The sequence below is a fragment of the Limnohabitans sp. genome (assembly GCF_031539175.1).
Lineage (GTDB): Bacteria > Pseudomonadota > Gammaproteobacteria > Burkholderiales > Burkholderiaceae_C > Limnohabitans.
Map to the genome: position 1 here is coordinate 25,291 of NZ_JAVKLQ010000080.1, position 19,446 is coordinate 44,736.

15 protein-coding genes are annotated in these 19,446 nt (G+C 59.5%); 3 read left to right on the forward strand and 12 right to left on the reverse strand.

The annotated features are described in order from the left end of the window. Positions 1-77: 77 nt before the first annotated feature. From RMS95_RS14715 to RMS95_RS14725, 3 genes are all read right to left on the reverse strand, one after another. Positions 78-1,559 carry a glutamate synthase subunit beta gene (locus RMS95_RS14715; protein ID WP_310646943.1) on the reverse strand — a complete coding sequence of 494 codons (1,482 nt, stop codon included), beginning with the start codon at positions 1,557-1,559 and terminating at the stop codon, positions 78-80. A 30-nt stretch (positions 1,560-1,589) separates the two neighbouring features. Beyond that, a complete protein-coding gene (locus tag RMS95_RS14720; protein WP_310646944.1) occupies positions 1,590-6,296 on the reverse strand; it encodes a glutamate synthase-related protein in 4,707 nt (1,568 codons plus the stop codon). 186 nt (positions 6,297-6,482) lie between these two features. Next, complete coding sequence (locus RMS95_RS14725) at positions 6,483-7,196, reverse strand: transposase (protein WP_310646945.1); 714 nt, start codon at positions 7,194-7,196, stop codon at positions 6,483-6,485. Positions 7,197-7,322: 126 nt separating this feature from the next. Here RMS95_RS14725 and RMS95_RS14730 point away from each other — a divergent pair, with 126 nt between their 5' ends. The 3 genes from RMS95_RS14730 to RMS95_RS14740 are packed head-to-tail and all read left to right on the forward strand — an operon-like array spanning position 7,323 to position 9,992. Then, positions 7,323-8,693, forward strand: coding sequence for an acyclic terpene utilization AtuA family protein (locus RMS95_RS14730; protein WP_310646946.1), 1,371 nt, complete (start codon positions 7,323-7,325; stop codon positions 8,691-8,693). Between the two features lies 1 nt (position 8,694). Then, entirely contained in the window at positions 8,695-8,997 is a 303-nt protein-coding gene (locus RMS95_RS14735; protein WP_310646947.1) for a hypothetical protein, read from the forward strand. A 20-nt stretch (positions 8,998-9,017) separates the two neighbouring features. Then, a complete protein-coding gene (locus RMS95_RS14740) occupies positions 9,018-9,992 on the forward strand; it encodes a tripartite tricarboxylate transporter substrate binding protein (protein ID WP_310646948.1) in 975 nt (324 codons plus the stop codon). Here RMS95_RS14740 and RMS95_RS14745 read toward each other — a convergent pair. The 9 genes from RMS95_RS14745 to RMS95_RS14785 form a co-directional block, all read right to left on the reverse strand. Then, a complete protein-coding gene (locus tag RMS95_RS14745; protein WP_310646949.1) occupies positions 9,961-10,863 on the reverse strand; it encodes an SAM-dependent methyltransferase in 903 nt (300 codons plus the stop codon). The genes RMS95_RS14740 and RMS95_RS14745 overlap by 32 nt on opposite strands. Before the next feature lie 74 nt (positions 10,864-10,937). Further along, positions 10,938-11,513 (reverse strand): DUF1415 domain-containing protein, encoded by a 576-nt coding sequence (locus RMS95_RS14750; protein ID WP_310646950.1) that lies wholly within the window; start codon positions 11,511-11,513, stop codon positions 10,938-10,940. Beyond that, positions 11,506-12,738, reverse strand: a complete 1,233-nt coding sequence (locus tag RMS95_RS14755; RefSeq protein ID WP_310646951.1) for an MFS transporter — start codon at positions 12,736-12,738, stop codon at positions 11,506-11,508. The genes RMS95_RS14750 and RMS95_RS14755 overlap by 8 nt, the downstream gene beginning before the upstream one ends. Before the next feature lie 8 nt (positions 12,739-12,746). After that, complete coding sequence (locus tag RMS95_RS14760) at positions 12,747-13,880, reverse strand: deoxyguanosinetriphosphate triphosphohydrolase (protein WP_405023399.1); 1,134 nt, start codon at positions 13,878-13,880, stop codon at positions 12,747-12,749. Then, positions 13,877-14,977, reverse strand: coding sequence for a 3-dehydroquinate synthase (gene aroB, locus RMS95_RS14765; protein ID WP_310646952.1), 1,101 nt, complete (start codon positions 14,975-14,977; stop codon positions 13,877-13,879). The genes RMS95_RS14760 and aroB overlap by 4 nt, the downstream gene beginning before the upstream one ends. 24 nt (positions 14,978-15,001) lie before the next feature. Next, complete coding sequence (locus RMS95_RS14770; RefSeq protein ID WP_310646990.1) at positions 15,002-15,538, reverse strand: shikimate kinase; 537 nt, start codon at positions 15,536-15,538, stop codon at positions 15,002-15,004. Between the two features lie 8 nt (positions 15,539-15,546). Continuing rightward, positions 15,547-17,196 (reverse strand): type IV pilus secretin PilQ, encoded by a 1,650-nt coding sequence (locus RMS95_RS14775; RefSeq protein ID WP_310646953.1) that lies wholly within the window; start codon positions 17,194-17,196, stop codon positions 15,547-15,549. Then, complete coding sequence (locus RMS95_RS14780) at positions 17,193-18,227, reverse strand: pilus assembly protein PilP (protein WP_310646954.1); 1,035 nt, start codon at positions 18,225-18,227, stop codon at positions 17,193-17,195. The genes RMS95_RS14775 and RMS95_RS14780 overlap by 4 nt, the downstream gene beginning before the upstream one ends. Continuing rightward, a complete protein-coding gene (locus RMS95_RS14785; RefSeq protein WP_310646955.1) occupies positions 18,227-19,441 on the reverse strand; it encodes a hypothetical protein in 1,215 nt (404 codons plus the stop codon). Before RMS95_RS14785 ends, RMS95_RS14780 begins: the two co-directional genes overlap by 1 nt. Between the last annotated feature and the right edge of the window lie 5 nt (positions 19,442-19,446).

Genomic DNA, 19,446 nt, shown 5'->3' on the forward strand with positions numbered 1-19,446 from the left:
AAGCTGACCTGTTGATAAAACAGGCCAGCTTTTGCCATTTTAGAGCCAAGCCGTCACGGGCTTGTAAAGATGAGAAGTTAACGAGGCAAGTCGCTCGCACCCATCAAAAACTCATCCACCGAGCGCGCGGCTTGGCGGCCTTCACGGATGGCCCAAACGACCAACGATTGGCCACGACGGATGTCACCAGCGGCGAACACTTTGGGCACGTTGGTGGCATAGCCGCCTGTGAACTCGGTGGTTGCTTTGGCGTTGCCGCGTGCGTCTTTCTCAACGCCGAAGCCTTCCAAAATGGTGGCCACGGGGTTGACGAAGCCCATCGCCAACAACACGAGGTCGGCTTTGATGATTTCTTCGGTGCCCGCCACTTCCACCATCTTGCCGTCTTTCCATTCGACGCGAACGGTTTTGACGCCGGTGACTTTGCCGTTTTCACCAACAAACTCTTTGGTCGAAATAGCGAATTCACGCTTGAGCAAACCTTTTTCGGCGCTCTCGTCGTGGCTTGAGCTGGTGCGCAGCTTCAGTGGCCAGTAAGGCCACACCAAAGGCTTGTTCTCGTGCTCGGGTGGCATAGGCATCACCTCGAACTGAACCACACCGGCAGCGCCGTGGCGTGTGCTGGTGCCCACGCAGTCAGAGCCGGTGTCGCCACCGCCAATGACCACCACATGCTTGCCGTCAGCGCGCAACTGGTCTTTGACCTTGTCGCCACCGTTGACCTTGTTTTGTTGGGGCAAGAACTCCATCGCGAAGTGAATGCCAGCCAAGTCGCGGCCGGGTGCTGGCAAGTCGCGTGACTGCTCTGAACCACCGGTCAACAACACAGCGTCAAAGTCTTTCTTGAGCTGCTCGGGGCTAATGGTTTCTTTGGCCCAGTTGGTGACCTTAGAACCCTTGGGCAACTCGCCCACCATCACGTTGGTGCGGATGGTCACGCCTTCGGCTTCGAGCTGCTTGGCGCGACGGTCGATGTGCGACTTTTCCATCTTGAAGTCAGGAATGCCGTAACGCAGCAAACCACCAATGCGGTCGTTCTTTTCGAACAAGGTCACGTCGTGACCGACGCGCGCCAACTGCTGTGCAGCGGCCATACCGGCAGGGCCTGAACCCACAACAGCGACCTTCTTGCCTGTCTTGTGCTTGGCGGGCTTAGCCACCACCCAGCCTTCGGACCACGCTTTGTCAATGATGGCGTGCTCGATGGACTTGATGCCCACCGCGTCGCCATTGACGTTCACCACGCAAGCCGCTTCGCAAGGCGCGGGGCAGATGCGGCCCGTGAACTCAGGAAAGTTGTTGGTGCTGTGCAGCACGTCAATCGCGTTCTTCCAATCGCCTTGGTACACCAAGTCGTTGAAGTCCGGAATGATGTTGTTGACGGGGCAGCCGTTGTTACAAAACGGTGTACCGCAGTCCATACAACGGGCCGCTTGTTGTTTGGCTTGACCATCGTCCAAGCCAATCACGAACTCGTTGTAGTTTTTCAGGCGTTCTTTGACGGGCTTGTAGCCCTCTTCAAGACGCTCAATTTCCATAAAGCCAGTGACTTTTCCCATGATTTCAAATCCTTTTGCTTGGGCGTTGGGTTAGGCGGCAACGGGCTTTTTAGCCTTGGCTGCTGTGTCGGCTTTTTTGCCGTTGATTTCGCCTAATGCGCGCTTGTATTCGTTGGGGAACACTTTGACGAACTTGGCACGCGAGGTCTCCCAGTTGTCCAACAAGTCGCGGGCACGCTTGGAGCCCGTCCAACGGTGGTGATCCTCGAGCAACTTCTTGAGTTGCGCTTCGTCGGTTTGGTCACGGTGCCAAATGGCGCGTGGCAACGAAGCCTCTTGTTCAGCAGCGGTCAACACTTTTTCCATGGAGACCATGGCGGTGTTGCACTTCTTGTCGAACTGGCCGTCTTCGTCGTACACGTACGCCACACCGCCACTCATACCCGCTGCAAAGTTGCGGCCGGTTTTACCCAACACCGCGACTGTGCCGCCGGTCATGTATTCGCAACCGTGGTCGCCTGTGCCTTCGACCACAGCGGTCGCGCCAGACAAACGCACCGCAAAACGCTCACCCGCCACGCCAGAGAAGAACGCTTCACCGCGTGTCGCACCAATCATCACGGTGTTGCCCACGATGATGTTGTTCACTGCGTCGCCACGGAAGTCGAGGCTAGGTCGCACCACCACACGGCCGCCTGAGAGGCCTTTGCCGGTGTAGTCGTTGGCGTCACCAATGAGGTACAGCGTGATGCCGTTGCACAAGAACGCGCCGAACGATTGACCGCCCGTGCCTTCGAGTTGGATACGGATGCTGTCATCGGGCAAACCTTCTGGATGCACCTTGGTCACAGCGCCCGACAACATCGCACCGACCGAGCGGTTGACGTTGCGCGCCACTTCCATGAACTGCACCTTCTCGCCGCGCTCGATGGCGGGCTTGGATTTCTCGATGAGCTTTTGGTCCAGCGCCTTGTCCAAGCCGTGGTCTTGATGGGCCACATGGAATTTGGGCACGTCATTGCCCACTTGAGGCACGGCCAACAAACGACCGAAGTCGAGGCCAGACGCTTTCCAATGCTCAATGCCTTGACGCATGTCGAGCAAATCAGCGCGACCGATCAGGTCATCAAATTTACGGATGCCCAACTGCGCCATGATTTGACGCACTTCTTCAGCGATGAAGAAGAAGTAATTCACGACATGCTCAGGCTTGCCGGTGAACTTCTTGCGCAATTCAGGATCTTGCGTGGCCACGCCCACGGGGCAGGTGTTCAAGTGGCACTTGCGCATCATGATGCAACCCTCGACCACCAGCGGTGCGGTGGCGAAGCCAAACTCGTCAGCACCCAACAGAGCGCCCACGGCCACGTCGCGCCCGGTCTTCATTTGGCCGTCGGCCTGCACGCGGATACGACCGCGCAAGCCGTTCAGCACCAAGGTCTGTTGCGTTTCGGCCAAACCGATTTCCCAAGGCGAACCGCAATGCTTGATGGACGACCAAGGCGAAGCGCCTGTACCGCCGTCATGGCCCGCGATCACCACGTGATCGGCCTTGCACTTGGCCACGCCCGCGGCAATCGTGCCCACGCCAATTTCAGACACCAACTTCACGCTGATGTCAGCGTGTGGGGCGACGTTCTTCAAGTCGTGGATCAACTGAGCCAAGTCTTCGATCGAGTAAATGTCGTGGTGAGGCGGAGGCGAAATCAAGCCCACGCCTGGCACGCTGTAACGCAGCTTGCCGATGTACTCAGACACTTTAGAACCGGGCAACTGACCGCCTTCGCCAGGCTTGGCACCTTGGGCCATCTTGATCTGAATTTGATCCGACGATGACAAGTACTCCGCCGTCACACCGAAGCGGCCCGAAGCCACTTGCTTGATGCGTGAACGCAGGCTGTCACCCGCTTCCAAAGGCATGTCCACCTCAACCACATCGGCACCGATGATGGACTTCAGGCTGTCGCCCTTTTTGATCGGGATGCCTTTGAGTTCATTGCGGTAACGCGCAGGATCTTCACCGCCTTCGCCCGTGTTGGACTTGCCGCCAATGCGGTTCATCGCCACGGCCAAAGTCGCGTGTGCTTCCGTGCTGATAGAGCCCAACGACATCGCGCCTGTGGCGAAACGTTTGACAATTTCAGTGGCGGGTTCGACCTCGTCTACCGAGATGGCTTTGGCAGGATCAATCTTGAACTCGAACAAACCGCGCAGAGTCAGGTGACGCTTGTTTTGGTCATTGACGATCTGTGCGTATTCTTTGTACGTGTTGAAGTTGTTGGAGCGTGTGCTGTGCTGCAACTTGGCAATCGCATCAGGCGTCCACATGTGCTCTTCGCCACGGGCGCGCCAAGCGTATTCGCCACCTGCATCGAGCATGTTGGAGAGCACAGGGTCTTCGCCAAAGGCGGCCTTGTGCATGCGAATGCCTTCTTCGGCCATTTCAAAAATGCCGATGCCTTCCACGCGGCTCGGTGTACCAGTGAAGTACTTTTGCACGGTCTCGCTGCTGACGCCAATGGCTTCAAACAACTGGGCGCCGCAGTAAGACATGTAAGTCGACACGCCCATCTTGGACATGATCTTCGACAGGCCTTTGCCGATGGCTTTGATGTAGTTGTAGATCGCTTTGTCGGTCGACAAATCAGCGGGCAACTCTTTGTGCAAGTTGGCCAAGGTTTCGAGCGCGAGGTAGGGGTGCACGGCTTCTGCGCCGTAGCCTGCCAGCACCGCAAAGTGGTGCACTTCACGGGCGCTGCCTGTTTCCACCACCAAACCAGCCGTGGTGCGCAAGCCTTCGCGCACCAAGTGCTGGTGAATCGCAGACAAAGCCAACACCGCAGGAATCGCCACTTGCGTGGGGCCCACTGCGCGGTCGCTAATGATCAGGATGTTGTGGCCGCCTTTGATGGCGTCCACAGCTTCGGCACACAGCGAGGCCAACTTGGCTTCCACGCCGTCATGACCCCAAGCCAAGGGGTAAGTCATGTCGAGCGTGGCGCTCTTGAACTTGCCGTGTGTGTACTGTTCGATGTCACGCAACTTGGCCATGTCGGCGAAGTCCAGCACAGGCTGGCTGACTTCCAAACGCATGGGTGGGTTGACTTGGTTGATGTCGAGCAAGTTGGGCTTAGGGCCCACGAACGACACCAAGGACATCACGATGGCTTCACGGATCGGGTCGATCGGTGGGTTGGTCACTTGCGCAAACAACTGCTTGAAGTAGTTGTACAGCGGCTTGTTCTTGCCAGACAACACAGCCAAGGGGCTGTCGTTACCCATCGAGCCAATGCCCTCTTCACCATTGATGGCCATAGGCGCCATCAAAAACTTGATGTCTTCTTGGCTGTAGCCAAACGCTTGCTGACGGTCAAGCAAAGACACGTCGCTGGCTTGCGCGGTTTCACCTTGGTGCGCTTTGACATCGTCGAGCTTGACGCGGACGTTTTCAATCCACTGTTTGTAAGGCTTGGTGTTGGTCAGACCTGCTTTGAGTTCGTCGTCATCGATCATGCGACCTTGCTCGAGGTCGATCAAGAACATCTTGCCGGGCTGCAGACGCCACTTGCGCACGATCTTGCTCTCAGGCACTGGCAACACGCCCGACTCTGAGCCCATGATGACCATGTCGTCGTCGGTGATGCAGTAGCGTGAAGGACGCAAGCCGTTGCGGTCCAGCGTGGCGCCGATTTGGCGGCCGTCCGTGAACACGATCGACGCGGGGCCATCCCATGGCTCCAACATCGCAGCGTGGTATTCGTAGAAAGCCTTGCGGCGTTCGTCCATGGTGTTGTGGTTTTCCCAGGGCTCGGGAATCATCATCATCACGGCTTGGCTGATGGGGTAACCCGCCATCGTCATCAATTCCAAGCAGTTGTCGAACGTGGCCGTGTCAGATTGGTCTGGGAAGCTGATCGGGTACAGCTTCTTCAGGTCGTCGCCCAACACGGGGGAAGACATCACGCCTTCGCGGGCCTTCATCCAGTTGTAGTTGCCTTTGACCGTGTTGATCTCGCCGTTGTGCGCCACATAGCGGTAAGGGTGAGCCAAGGGCCACTCGGGGAAGGTGTTGGTCGAGAAGCGCTGGTGCACCAAACCGAGGGCCGACACGCAGCGCTCGTCGGTCAAATCGGTGAAGTAGGTGCCCACTTGGTCCGCCAACAGCAAACCTTTGTAGATGACCGTGCGGCTGGACATGCTGGGCACGTAATACTCTTTGCCGTGCTTCAAATTCAGGTGCTGAATCGCGGCGCTGGCCGTTTTACGGATGACGTACAGCTTGCGCTCTAGCGCGTCTTGCACGATCACGTCATTGCCGCGACCAATGAAAATTTGGCGCATGACAGGCTCTTTGGCGCGCACAGTGGGCGACATCGGCATGTCGAGGTTGACCGGCACATCGCGCCAGCCCAACAAGACTTGACCTTCGGCCAACACCGCACGGTTGAGCTCTTGCTCGCAAGCCAAACGCGAGGCGTGTTCTTTCGGCAAGAACACCATGCCCACGCCATACTCACCCATGGGGGGCAAGGTCACGCCTTGCTTGGCCATCTCTTCGCGGTACAGCGCATCGGGCAGCTGAATCAAGATACCAGCGCCGTCGCCCATGAGTGCATCGGCACCCACAGCACCCCGGTGGTCGAGGTTTTCGAGAATCTTGAGCGCCTGACCCACGATGGCGTGGCTCTTTTGGCCCTTGATGTGAGCCACAAAGCCCACGCCACAGGCGTCGTGTTCGTTAGATGGGTCGTACAAACCCTGGAGTTGCATGTGTGCTTTATCGGCAGCCGTGGTCATGGCGCATTCCTCAAAAATTCAGCGGGACTGGAAGCATACTGCACTGCAGCATCTGTGCCAAGAAAATTAATTGGGGTCAGATCCCAATTAATCACATCAAAATTATTCGATCAAATTAATTGGGGACATATTAAAACATCCCGCATCAATGCATCGTTTTGCACCAGCTGCCCTCTAAACAAAGGCTCACGCCAGCGAATCAGGCGCATCTGGACGCGCTGCAAAGGGTCGGCCCGCTTTGCTCTTGCTCAAGCGCCGTTGTGTCTGCGCCTGCAAACCTGCAACAAATGACGCGTCACCCAATGCCCAACCGCTGAGCGTGGCGTCGGTCAATGCACCTTGCTGGTCCGCACTGATGCCCGCTTGCACCAATTCGGCGTATGCCGCCTCACGCGCAAACGGGGTGTTGCCCAGCCCCCAATACAAAGCGTGCGGCGTGATCAATCGGTCGGTTCGCCGCCCCGTGTAATGCGCATAGCTCGACCAGGGGTAATCTTCGGGCTGCGCCACCATGTGCGCACGCACGGGGTTGAGGTCCATGTAGGCCATGCACGCCAGCAAATAACGGTCTGACTGAATGAGCGTGGAGCGGTAGCGCCCCTCCCACAAGGTACCTGTGCGACCGTGCACTTTGTTGAACACCTGCACGTAACTGCGCCCCACCGCCTGCATCATCTTGGGCAAGGCTTGGTCTTTTTGCGGGGTCAGTAGCAGATGCAAGTGGTTGCTCATCAGCACATACGCATGCACCTCCACGCCTTGCGCACGCGCGTGCTCGAACAGCAAATCCAGCATCCGTTGGAAATCGACGCTCGTGCGGAAAATGTCTTGCCGGTTGTTGCCGCGCAAGATGACATGGTGCGGATAGCCGGTGACGGTGAGACGGGGTTGGCGAGCCATGCCTTGCACCTCTTGAATGATTGAATGCCTATGACAGGAGTCAGTTTAATTGGGATCTGACCCCAATTAACGAAACAAGCTCACAAGAGACATCCGCAAGCGGTGGGCCTCACGTAAGCTCAGCCTATGGACCACACAACACTTCGCATCGGCGCAGGGGCCGGTTACTCGGGTGACCGCATACCGCCCGCCATCGAACTGGCAGACAAAGGCCAGCTCGACTACTTGGTATTTGAGTGCTTGGCCGAGCGAACGATCGCCTTGGCGCAACTCGAGCGCAGCCATCGCCCCGACGCGGGTTTTGATGCTTTGCTCACCGCACGCATGCGAGCGGTACTGCCGGCCTGCATCCGCCACGGCACCCGCATCCTCAGCAACATGGGCGCAGCCAATCCACTGCAAGCGGGCTACGCGGTGCTGGCCGTGGCCGAAGAACTGGGGCTGCCGCACGTCAAAGTGGCGGTGGTGTTGGGCGACGATGTGCTGACCACCCTCTGTGCGGATGGTTTGTCGCTGCCGGTGCTCGAGTCCCGTCAAACACTGGCCGACCTGCAACCCCAACTGATTTCCGCCAACGCCTATTTGGGCGCCGAGGCGCTGCTGCCTGCCTTGCAAACCGACGCCCACGTCATCATCACCGGCCGAGTGGCCGACCCAGCGCTGTTTTTGGCGCCCTTGATGCACCACTTCGGCTGGGCGGCTGACGACTGGACACGTTTGGGCAAGGGCGTGCTGGTGGGACATTTGCTCGAATGTGCGGCACAAATCACCGGTGGCTACTTTGCGGACCCAGGTTACAAAGATGTGCCCGACATGGCTAGTCTGGGCTTTCCGCTGGCCGAGGTCAGCGCTTCGGGCGATGCGGTCATCACCAAAGTAGCGGGCTCGGGCGGCTGCGTCACTGTGGCCACCTGCACCGAGCAACTGCTGTACGAAATCGAAAACCCCGCACGCTATCTGCAACCCGATGTGGTGGCTGATTTTTCACAAGTTCAGCTCAGCCAAGCGGGCCCTGACCGCGTGCAAATCACCGGCGGCAACGGCCACCCGCGCACCGACACCCTCAAAGTCACACTGGGTTACCGCGACGGTTTCATCGGCGAAGGCCAAATCAGTTACGCCGGAGTGGGCGCACAAGCGCGTGGCCAACTGGCGCTGGACTTGGTGCGTGAGCGGTTGGCGCAATCGGGTTACGCCGAATTTGAAAGCCGCTACGACCTGATCGGCGTGAACGCCATCCTCGGGCCCGATGCACCTGATGCCCAAGCGGCCGAACAAGAACCCGCCGAAGTCCGCGCCCGCGTGACCCTGCGCGTGCCCACTTTGCAGCTCGCCCAACATGTGGCCCACGAAGTCGAAGCGCTTTACCTCAATGGCCCCGCGGGGGGCGGTGGCGCCACACGCTCGGTACGCGAAGTCATCGCGGCAGCCGCGGTACTCATGCCGCGCAGCGCCATCCGCACATCCACCGTCTTGCTCAACGCAGAAGGACACTGACATGCTGCTGCGCGACATCGCCCACACCCGCACGGGTGACAAAGGCAACCGGTCCACCTTGTCGGTCATCGCCTACGACAAAAAAGACTTTGCTCGGCTCGAACAACACCTCACGCCAGAGCGCGTGCAAGCGCACTACGCAGGCATCGTGCACGGCCCCGTCGAGCGCTATGCTCTGCCGCAATTGGGGGCACTGAACTTTGTCATGCACAACGCCTTGGGCGGCGGCGTGACCCGCTCTTTGGCGCTCGACGCCCACGGGAAATGCCTGAGTGCCCACTTGCTTAGCCTTGTGATTGAATAGCCCCACTTTTTGGAGACACCATGACAAACATCCGCGTCGTCGGCCTGCTGGCCGCCTTGCTTGGCTTAGGCCTCATCACCGCGCCAGCCCAAGCACAGAGCTACCCGAGCAAGCCCATCAAAGCCATCGTGCCCTTTGCCGCAGGCAGCGCGACCGACCAAATTGGCCGCGCCTTTGCGCAAAAGATGTCCGAAATCCTCGGCCAACCCATCGTGGTCGACAACAAAGCAGGCGTGAACGGCATGCTCGGCGCGGATGCCGTCGCCAAATCAGCCCCCGACGGCTACAACCTCCTCATTGGCACCAACAGCACCAACGCGGCGCTCAAAAGCCTGATGAAAAAACTGCCCTACGACCAAGACACTGCCTTTGCGCCCGTGGGCTACTTAGGCTCCGTGCCCTTGATCGTGGCCGTCAACAACGACGTGCCCGCGAAAAACCTGAAAGAGTTGGTGGAATTGGCCAAAGCCAAACCCACCCACGTCACCTTTGCCAGCGCCAGCACCTCGCAATTGGTGTCCACCGAAGTGTTGGCCAACATGGCCGGCATTCAAATGACGCATGTGCCCTACAAAAGCGGCCCCGCTGCCATGACCGATTTGATGGGCGGCCAAGTCAACCTGTTCACCGCCGACTTTGCCGTCACCTTGCCGCAGGTCAAAGCGGGCAAGATTCGCGGCTTGGCTGTCACATCTACCCAACGCTCCAAAGCCATCCCCGAGTTGCCCACCGTCAACGAGGCGCTGGGCCTGAAAGACTATGAGCTGATTGCCTACTTCGCCATCTTTGCGCCCGCAGGCACGCCGCACGACATCATTCAAAAACTCAACGCGGCCATCAACACGGCAGCCGCCGATAAGGGCATTCTGGAACGCTTCGCGGCACTGGGGTTTGAGACCGCGCCCGCCTCGCCCGAAGCCTTGGCGCAGCGCTCGAAAGCTGAAACGGCCAAATGGGCGAAAGCTATTCGGGACGCGAAGATTGAGGCGCAGTGAGTCCCACCAACGGATAGCGCTCACCCATCAGTTGAGCCACGCCGAACTCAGTCAGCAAAGCTTGCAGTCGCTCGCCCGCTGCGCGCTTTTTCTGGCCGGTGTATTTGGCCAAAATCAACTCGTTTTTCATGCTGTGCTCCCAACCCACCAGCTCGGTCACGGTCACGGCATAGCCTTGTGATTCGAGGTACAAGCAGCGCAGCACGTTGGTCAACTGGCTGCCCACTTCGCGGGTGTGCAGCGGGTGGCGCCACAACTCGGCCAGTGGCGTGCGCTGCAAGTTGATGGCTTTGTTTTGGTTCAGCGCGCGCGCCAGCTCGGCTTGGCAGCAAGGCACCAGCACCATGTATTTGGCTTTCTTTTGCAGACCAAAAGCGATGGCGTCATCGGTGGCGGTGTCGCAGGCGTGCAGCGCGGTGACGACATCTATTTGCTCAGGCAGCGCAGCGCTGTGCGCCGACTCGGCCACGCTCAAATTGAGGAAGTGCATGCGCTCAAACCCCAAGCGAGCGGCCAGCGCTTTGGATGAATCCACCAATTCGCTGCGCGTCTCGATGCCGTAAATCGCGCCTTGACCCAAGGCCTTGAAAAACAGGTCGTAAATGATGAAACCCAAATACGACTTGCCTGCCCCATGGTCAGCCAAGGTGGGGCCCTTGTCGCTCGCGGGCAGTTCTTTCAACAACTTTTCGATGAACTGAAACAGGTGGTACACCTGCTTCAACTTGCGGCGCGAATCTTGGTTCAACTTGCCGTCGCGGGTGAGGATGTGCAGCGCTTTGAGCAGCTCGATGGACTGGCCAGGGCGCAGGTCCAGTTGAGAACTTGGGTCTTGAGGCTGCGCCGCGGTGGCTTGGTTGTGTTTGGACATGGGCCAATTGTGCCGCGCGTCAGTCACAAATTCGATGCACACGGCAGCGTCTTGCACAGACCGAAGTTAAAAACTTACGCGATGACTCGGGCCTGAATCCCCAGCTTGGCCCAGCCCGCATGCCCCAAGGTGTTCAACACCTCGATGTTGCGTTCAAAAATCAGCGAAGCATCGGGGTAAGCCTGCACCGCTTTGTCGATGCTGGCCTCGCGCAGCAAGTGCAGCGTGGGGTACGGCGTGCGGTTGGTGAAGTTGTCGATGTCGTCCTCAGACGTGCCGCCAAATTGGTAACGCGGATGAAAGTCGGCAACTTGCAAAACGCCATCGAGTTCAAGGTCCACCAACACCTCGTCGCAAGCCGCGAGAAAGTCGTTGAAATCTAAAAAATCAGGCAACGCGTGGGGCGCAATGAGCAGCGTGGTGTCGAGCACCTGCGGATCGGCTTCGGACAAGTGCTGCAACTCGTCGCGCAGCAGCACCAGCCAATCGGCTGGGTCGGTCGACAGGCACACGCGGTAGCGCACCATGTCTTTCACCACCACGGCTTTGGCGAAGGGACACAGGTTCAAACCCACCACGGCTTGCAGCAGCCAGGTTTGGGTGTCTTCAATGGCGATGCGGGTCGCCTCGGTCGCGTCGTGATCAACCATGTGGTGCCTCGTTGCGTTGAACCAAAGCGCGGCCAATGCACTGCGACAACACCACGCCCAACAACGACAGCGTCACGGTGACCGTCCACGTCCACTGCCAGCCACCGACTGCGGCAGCAACCCACGCCACCAAAGGCGGGCCCGCAAACTGGCCAAAGGCCGACCATTGCTGCATGTAGCCCACGGTGGTCGACACCGTGCCTTCGCTGGGCGCTAAGCGCACCGCCATCGAAAACAAGGTGCCGGGAATCAAACCACCCACCGCCGAGAACATCACCACACTGAAAAACCGCAAAGGCATGGGCAGACCCACACCTTGCCATTGCGCATAGGCCCCCATCGCGCCGAGGGCCATGCAGCCAAATCCGATTTGCAGCAAACGCTGCGGACGCCAGCCGCGTTGCAGCAAGCGCCCTGACATGACGTTGCCGCTCACATTGGCCAACGCCACGCAGGCGGTCAACACCCCCGTCAAACGGGCAGTCAAACCCATCTCGGCATAGACCGTGGGCAAAAAGCCAATCACCGCCATCCATTGCGAGGCGTAGACCGCGAAGCTCAACGACACCCACCACGGCCCAGCGCTGCGCAAGGTCAGCGCCAAGCGCTTGGGCCATGCGTTGTTCACGCTGGCGGCTTGTTGCGAGGTTGGTGCGGGCGGCGCCACATCGGGCACGCACCACCAGACCGCGAGCCAAGCCAACATCGACACCGCACTCAAGCCCCACCACCACACAGACCAGCTCAGCACGGCCATGACCAAGGGGCCGATCAGCAAGGCCAGCGCATTGCCAATCGGCATGTACGTGCCCCACCAGCCCATGCGGCCGCTGAGTTGATCGACCGTGACGGTACGGCGAATCAATGCAGGTGCGGGCATCACCACCAACAAAAAGCCCAAGCCCTCCAAGGCCCGCAGCGCGAGCAAACGGGTGGGCTCAGTCGCAAAGCCGCCCGCCAAACTGGCGCACGAGAGCAAAAACAAACCCGTCAACATGCTGCGACGCAGGCCCAAACTGTCCGCACTCAAACCCACGGCCAAGCCAAGGGTCATGCTGGCAATTTGCACGGCGGAGAGCAAGAAGCCGGCTTGCACCAAGGTGATGTTCAACGCCGTTTGCAGCACTGGCAACGCAGGCGGCAACTTGCCGATGTGCAGCGCGGCACACACGCCAGCCAAGACGATGACCCAAGAGGGGTGAATGCCAAAGCGGGGATGGGTCATGGCAGCTTTCAAGCCGTGAGGCGTGCGTGTTCGCGGGTGGCAAAACGGTCCGTCATGCCCGACAAATAATCGGCCACGGCACGCGGCAAGTCGCTGCGGTGGGCGTAAGCCGGCGGCATTTCTTGGGGTTTGGCGAGGTAAGCCGCAAACAACTCGCGCACCACCTCGCGCGCCCAATCGGTGGTTTGCATCACTTGCGGATGGCGGTACAAATTGCGAAACAAAAACGACTTGAGGGCACGCGACTCGTCAAACATGGCCGCACTGAACTGCACCAGCGGCGGGCACTGACGCACGTCATCCACGCTTGCAGGCGCGTGCTGCACCAAAGCGTCGCGGGTGGTGTTGATCACGTCGTAGACCTGATCGCTCAACATGCGGCGAATGGTCTCAAACAACACGCGACGCCCTTGCAACTGCGGGTGCTCGCTCAGCGTTTGCGCGTGGTAGCGGGCAAACAGCGACACGTCTTGCAGCTGCGCGAGGGTCAGCAACCCCGAGCGCACGCCGTCGTCGATGTCGTGTGCGTTGTAAGCGATGGCGTCGGCCAAGTTGCACAGCTGCGCCTCTAAGCTGGGCTGTGTGTCGTTCAAAAAACGGGCGGCAATGCCGTTGGGCTCGTGCGCCTCAATGGCTTGGGCGTTGCGGCGGGCGCAGTGCTTCAAGATGCCTTCGCGGGTTTCAAAACTCAGGTTCAAACCGTTGAAAGTCGGGTAGCGCTCTTCCAACTCGTCGACCACGCGCAGGCTTTGCAGGTTGTGCTCAAAGCCGCCGTAGGGCGCCATGCATTCGTTCAAGGCGTCTTGGCCTGCATGGCCGAACGGGGTGTGACCGAGGTCATGGGCCAAAGCAACGGCCTCCACCAAGTCTTCGTTCAAGCCGAGCGCACGGGCAATGGAACGACCCAGTTGCGCCACCTCCAAGGAGTGGGTCATGCGTGTGCGAAACAAATCACCTTCGTGGTTCAAAAACACCTGGGTTTTGTAGACCAACCGGCGAAACGCGGTGGAGTGCACGATGCGGTCGCGGTCACGCTGATGCGGGTTGCGAAAACTCGGCGCGTGCGCAGGCGCCTCGGGTTCGGCATGACGACGCCCACGCGAGCGCTCAGGCTGGCAGGCGTAGGCCGCTAACTCAGTCACACCGCACAGCAATCGTCGATCACCTGCGACACCAACGCATCGGGCGCGCCACGCACGATGGCATTGCCGGGCTGGTCGATCAGCACAAAACGGATATCGCCCGCCTCTGCTTTTTTGTCCACGCGCATGTGGTGCAAGTACACCTCGGCACCCAGTTTCGGGCCCACGGTGGGCAGTCCCGCCCGAGCAATCAGCCCTGTGAAGCGCGACACAAAAGCCTCGTCCACCAGCCCCAAGCGTTGTGACAGGTGCGAGGCCATCACCATGCCGCAGCCCACAGCTTCGCCGTGCAACCATTCGCCAAAACCGAGGCCCGCTTCGATGGCGTGACCAAAGGTGTGACCGAAATTCAAAATGGCGCGAATGCCGCCTTCGCGCTCGTCTTGGCTCACCACCCACGCTTTGATTTCGCAGCTGCGCTTGACGGCGTGCGCCAACGCTTGGGGGTCACGCGCCATCAGCGCGTCCAAATGGTCATCGATCCAATCGAGGAATGCCATGTCGGCAATCGGGCCGTATTTGATGACTTCCGCCAAGCCTGCGCTCATCTCACGTTGGGGCAAGGTTTGCAAAGTATCGAGGTCACACACCACGCGATGCGGTTGGTAGAACGCGCCAATCATGTTCTTGCCAATGGGGTGGTTGATGGCGGTTTTCCCCCCCACCGAGGAGTCCACCTGCGACAGCAAGGTCGTGGGCACCTGCACAAACGGCACGCCACGCATGTAACACGCAGCAGCAAACCCGGTCATATCGCCCACCACGCCGCCGCCCAAAGCGAACAGCACAGTTTTACGGTCGGCACCTTGGCCCAGCAAGGCGTCAAAAATGAGGTTGAGGGTTTGCCAATCTTTGTGGCTTTCGCCGTCGGGCAACACCACAGTTTGAATATGTGAATAGTGCCCCGCCAACGCGTTGGCCAAACGCTGCGCATAAAGCGGGCCGACGGTGTCGTTGGTGACGATGAAGGCGGCGCTCGCCTTGGGCAAATCGGCCCAAGTGCTGGGCGCGTCCAACAGCTGACCGCCAATCAAGATGGGGTAACTGCGATCCCCCAAGTCAATGGCAACGCGTTCGAGGTGGGAGGTGTCTGACATCGGTAAAAAGCCTTAGAGAAAAGTTCAGGACGCCGAGGGCTGCATAGGCAAATGGCCCGCCAGCTCCAACTGCGACACGATCATGTTGACCAACGCCGACACGCTGGGTCGACCGGTCTCAATCACGTAATGGGCGCAATCACGGTACAGCGGATCACGCTTTTCAAACAATTCGCGCAAACGCGCTTGCGGGTCAGCCACTTGCAGCAGCGGACGATTCTGGTCATTGCGCAAACGGCGGTACACCTCTTCGGGGCTGGAGCGCAAATAAAACACATGGCCGCGCTCGCGCAAACGCTCACGGTTGATGGGACGCAGCACCGAGCCGCCGCCGGTGGACAACACGCCCGTGTGGTGCAGACTCAAATCGTCGAGCACCTCGGATTCAAGGTCACGAAAGCGCTCTTCGCCTTCGCGCTCGAAATACTCACGCACCGAGCAGCCAAGGCGGTGCTCAATCGCGTGATCGGAATCCACGAACGGGAGGTGAAGACGTCTGGCCAGCTGACGCCCCACGGTTGTTTTGCCGGAACCCGGCAGACCCACCAAAACCAACAAAATTTGCTTTCTTAACGTGCAAGTGCACTTTGGACCAGCATTTTAGGGGTTATGAACACCAGCAACTCTTGCTTGGCCGTGGCGCGTCGGCGGTTTTTGAACAAGTAGCCCAAAACCGGCAAATCACCCAAGAACGGCACTTTGTACTCGTCGTCTTGCTCGCTGGTTTCGTAAATGCCGCCAATCATGACGGTGCCACCGTTGTCGACCAACACCTGTGTTTTGACGTGCTTGGTGTCGATGGCAAAACCCGCAGGGGTGATTTGACCCACGTTGTCTTTTGAAATGTCCAAGTCCAACACGATGCCACCCTCGGGTGTGATTTGCGGCGTGACCTCCAACTTGAGGTTGGCTTTGCGAAAGGCCAAGGTGGTCGCGCCGCTGGCGGAGGCGACTTGGTAAGGCAACTCGGTGCCTTGCTCGATCACGGCTTTGGCTTGGTCGGCCGTGACCACACGCGGGCTAGACACCACCTTGCCTTTGCCATCGGCTTCCAAAGCCGAGAGTTCTAAATTGAGAAATCGGTTTTTGGCGGAATTGAAGATCGACACAGCAAAACTTCCGGCGGCAAAGCCATTCAAGCTCGCCGCTGGTAAATTGACGAACTGGCCGGTGGTGTCCAAGGCTTTGTCGGCGATGTTGAAGCTGTTGGCTTGCTGCGCCATGGGGTTGGCATTGGCCATCACGTTCGCGTTGGTCGGACCCCACACCGCCTGCGGGCCCACTTGGCCCAAGCCGCCCAAACGTACACCGAGGGTTTGGCCAAAGGTGTCGCTGGCTTGCACGATGCGCGCTTCGATCATCACTTGGCGCAAGGGCACGTCGATCTTGGCCAGCATCTCGGCGACTTGAGCCAACCGCGATGGCACGTCGGTGACGAACAATTGGTTGGTGCGCGGCTCGGCCATCACCCCGCCACGCACGCTCAGCATGCGTGGGCCACTGGGCGCCAACGACAGACCGCCCGCTAGGTTATTGCTCGCTGCGCTACCCCAAACCGCAGGACCGCCCAAACCGCCAGCGCCTAAGTTGCCGTAAGCACTGGCGGGGCTAAAACTGTTGCCCCACGTCGCGCTGGGCATGGCACCAACAGAGGCGTTGTTGCCTTGAATTTGCGCCATCACATCGATCGCCTTGGCGTAATTCAACACAAAACTGCGCGTTTGCACGGGCTCCAAGTTTTGTAACGCGGCTTGGGTTTCAAACGCCAACTTGTCGCGGGCAGCCACCTCGGCGCGCGGCGCCACCCAGATGACGTTGCCTTGTCGGCGCTGACTCAAGCCCTTGGCTTGCACCATGATGTCAAGCACCTGATCCCATGGCACTTGGTGCAGGCGCAGCGTGAGGGCGCCGGTCACGCTGTCGGAGGTGACGATGTTGAGTCCTGTGAAATCAGCCACGATTTGCAAGGCCGTTCGCACCTCGATGTTTTGAAAGTTCAACGACATGGGCTTGCCCGTGAAACCCTGCGCGTCGGCACTCGGGCTGTTGGCGTCACGTTGCGCATCATTTTTTGGGCCGCTACTTTGGGCGGTGCTTTGCGCCGTTGCATCGGTCATCTCACACACCATCACGATGCCCAGCACACGGGCCCAAGCACGCCAGGCGCACGCCCAGTGCGATCTGTCTCGCTGACCGCCATTGATTGGACTGTGTGTCATTTCGTTCCCTCTTCCAAAGGTAAGGTCACATCGCGAGGTTGCCAAACGCCGTGCGCGTCGCGCACCAACTCACGCAGAGTCAACTGATCGGGCGCGATGGTTTGCACGCGGCCAAAGTCTTGGCCCACGTAATCGCCCACAGAAACCCGATAAATCGGGGCATGCGCCGCCACGCCGCTCCCCTCAGACGATCGCAACAACGCCTGCTGAACACCCGCTTGCGAGATCTGCCCCACGTAGCGCAGACGCTCACGCGGCAGCGCCTCCAAAGGGGTGCGGATGCGTTGAAGTTCTGGCGCAATCCAGCGCGCATAACTGGGGTGCTGCTGGGCATGTTGGCTTTGGGTGTGCTGCCAAACACGGGCATCCATCGGGTCGAAAGGGGCCACATCGCTCGAAGCGAGCGATGGCGCGCCCGCCAATTGCCAATCGCGCGACCCTTGCAACAGAGGCGGTGTCAGGCGCTGAGGCATGTGCAACACCACGTGGGCTCGCCAGCCGCCCTGAGGGTGCGCATGCAAATCTAAGCGAAACACGGTGGCCAGCGGCGCAACCTTGGACAACTGCGACCACCAACGTATCCATGCGGGCCATGCGCCACGCAGTTGCATCTGCACCGGCACCTGTTGCACGGCGCTTGTTTTCAGCGACGACACGGGCACAGCCACATCCCAATCCACCAAAGACAAGGCCAACTTTTCACGCTCAGCCAAGTGGGCCAATGCTTGGGTGACCGTTGGCAATTCAACCGCCACAGTTTGTACAACCACCGAGCTGTCGACCAAACGTTGCGCCAAATCTTGGTCCAATTGCGCGCGACGCTGCTGCGCGCTGCGAGTGTCGGCTTGCACGCGCACCAAGGTTTGGGCAGATTGCTGGGCATCCGTCCACACGTCCCAAGCACTCAACCACCATGGTGCGATCAGCAGCGCACCGCCCACAAGGGCCAAAGTCACACTCAGCCATTGCCATAAATCAGGCCACAGCCAAGGTCGACGCACATCCAATGAGCCCCATGCCGGGCGGCGCATCAGGCGCCCACCTTCAAATCAGCCTCAATGCGAAAGTGCCACACCGACATGCCAGTGGGCGAGGCAGGTGCGGTCAATTCCAAGTGGCGCAGCTCGGGGGCTTGGGACCAAATGTCCAAGCCCTTGAGTTGCTGCGCCAAGTGCTGCGCTTGTGCCGCCGACAAGGCCTCCCCTGTCACCCGCCAATGCGCCTGTTGCTGCTTGATCTCAGAAATCCACAGTCCCTGGCTGTGCGTCGCCAACACGCGACTCCATTGGAGCGTGTGCTGCTGCACCCAAGCTTGATCACGCAGCCATTGCCCCAACGCTTGGGCATCGGTCAGCGCGACCTGTGCTTCTTGGTGTGCGCTGCGCAGTTGCCTCAAAACCTGCTCGGCGGCGGCGATGTCGCCGGTCTCGTCGCGCAGGCTGGTGGCCATGTGAGACATCCAAACGGCAGCGCTTACCGCAAAAAGGGCCCCAGCAAACGCACCCATCGCCACGCGCAGCCCCCAGCGCCGACGCAGGGCCTGCAACTTCATGGCCCGATGGGGCAGAAAATTAAAACGCACCGATTGCCAAGCGCCCAAGGCCAACCCCAAGGCCACGTCGTATTGCAGCGCAAGACCCGCGTTGGCCGCAGACAACTGGGCGATCAGCGCGCTTTGTTGCGTGAGCGCTAAGGCCTCTTCACGAGGCGTCACCACCGACATGCGCAAGCCCGCTGCCAAAGCAAACTGCGCCCAAGCATCCACACGCGCCTGCGGGGTTGTGACCCATCCATACACCCGCTGCTGAGCGGGCTGCTGGGTGTCAGCGGGTACTTCAGCGAAGGTGTCGTCTTCGCAGTAATCCCAACACACCGCTGGGGTGTCTGGCGGGGATTGCAGCTCTGCGGCCATTTGAAACGCCACGTCATCGGGCTGCAAATCAAGCGGCAAACGTAAAGTGCCTCGCATCACCTCGGCGTCGGAAACGGCCACGTACAAAGCATCGATGTGCAGGTCTCGTGCATTTAACCAATCTTTGAACCACCGCCCCAAAATTTGCGGCTGCACCAACTGGTGTTGCACCACACAGCCCTCTGGGAAGGTCAAAATTTCGGCACAACACACGCTGTCAGCAGCCAGCGCTGAACCCGCCAACGTCACCCAATGCGCCCCATCGCCCTGCAAATCGAGGCCTCCCACACAAAGGCGGGCGGGCCGGCGACGCGGCCAAATCGCTCGTGTCATCGCAT